Source organism: Streptomyces sp. NPDC040410 (genome assembly GCF_055595715.1).
The window spans coordinates 1-1,308 of record NZ_JBVIVK010000076.1 but is presented as its reverse complement, the minus strand read 5'-3'; the positions used below and the strand labels follow the sequence as shown (position 1 = coordinate 1,308).

Below are 1,308 nucleotides of genomic sequence, written 5' to 3'. Positions count from 1 at the left end.
ATGAGGGGGTGAGGTGCGGTCAGGCGTCCTGCTGGCTTGTGGTCCATTGGGTCAGCCACTGTTGTTCGTCGTGCTGTTTGGCGTGGTGCAGTTCCTCGGATGGTTCCGACAGTTCGATCCTGGGGCCGTCGGGGTGGTAGAAGTCGCCTTCACCCTTGGCTGCCAGATGACCGCCGATCTCCAGGTAGCAGTACCCGTGGCCGTCGAAGTGCGGCTCCGGTGTGTGGTCGTGGCCCAGGTGCCGGGCGATTCCCGCTGCGACCGCGTGGGCCTGGCCCTTGGCGAAGACCGCGGCCTTCGGCAGCGGCTTGCCGTTGATCAGGGTGATCGAGGCGGTGTCGCCCTGTGCCCAGACGCCGTCGACGGGGGTCTTGAGGGTGTGGGCGTCCACCGGAACCCACCCGGTGGGGGACAGGGCGGCTGCCCTGACCGGGGCGGGGGCCTGATACGGCGGGACGAACACCAGCAGATCGAACGAGATGTGCTCGCCGTCCTCGAAGACCACCTCGCGGGTCACCGCGTCGACCCGCTCGACCTGGCGGCCCGGGTGGAAGCCGATGTTCTGGGCCGCGAGCATCTGTACCACGCCGTGGCCGACGACGGGCCCGGCGCTGGGCATCGGTTGCGGCTCGGGGGTGTAGACGTCGATCACCACCTTGTCGCGCACGCCGGTCTCCGTCAGCAGGTCGGAGGCGAGCATGGCACCCTCGTACGGCGACGCCGGGCACCGGTAGGGGAGGCTGGTCACCAGGAACACGACCTTGCCCGAGGAGACGGCGTTCAGCTTGGCGTGTGCGTCGACGGCTGCGTCGGGTGAGTTGTAGTGCGCCGCCACTCCGGCCGCGAGTGCTTCGTTCAGGCCGGGCACGGCGCCGGTGTCGAGCTCGGCGCCGAGCGCGAGAACCAGGGCGTCATAGTCGAGCGGGCCCTGGGACGTGTGGACGGTGCGGGTCGCGAGATCGAGCCGCTGCACGTCGGCCGGCAGGTGGTCGGCCCGGCCCAGCGCCTGCTTGGTCGGTGTCACCCGCACTTGGTCCAGCGAGCGCCAGCCCCGCAGCAGCCACAGCAGGGACAGGCCCTGTACCTGGGTGTCGGTGCGGTCGACCAGCGTGATCCTGTCGTCGGGTGCCACGTGCTTCTGCAGCTCGCGCACCGTGCTCAGACCGGCGAAGCCGGCGCCTAACACAAGGATGTTGCTGCGCATGGTGAGGTACTCCTGCCTCAGACGTCGATGAACGTGTCGTCCTGCTTGGTCAGTTCCCGCGCCCAGGAGCGATGGGTGCCCCTGGGTGAGGCCCTCCCGCTCAG

The 1,308-nt window shown here is 69.3% G+C and carries 1 protein-coding gene; it reads right to left on the bottom strand.

Going from position 1 to position 1,308, the window contains the following annotated elements; all coding sequences use genetic code 11:
• Positions 1–19: 19 nt before the first annotated feature.
• Positions 20–1,204 (bottom strand): NAD(P)/FAD-dependent oxidoreductase, encoded by a 1,185-nt coding sequence (locus ACZ562_RS38345; RefSeq protein ID WP_471189357.1) that lies wholly within the window; start codon positions 1,202–1,204, stop codon positions 20–22.
• Positions 1,205–1,308 lie beyond the last annotated feature (104 nt).

Coding starts and splice junctions, on each gene's coding strand:
- ACZ562_RS38345 (WP_471189357.1), bottom strand. CDS start 1,204: ATGCGCAGCAACATCCTTGTGTTAGGCGCCGGCTTCGCCGGTCTGAGC.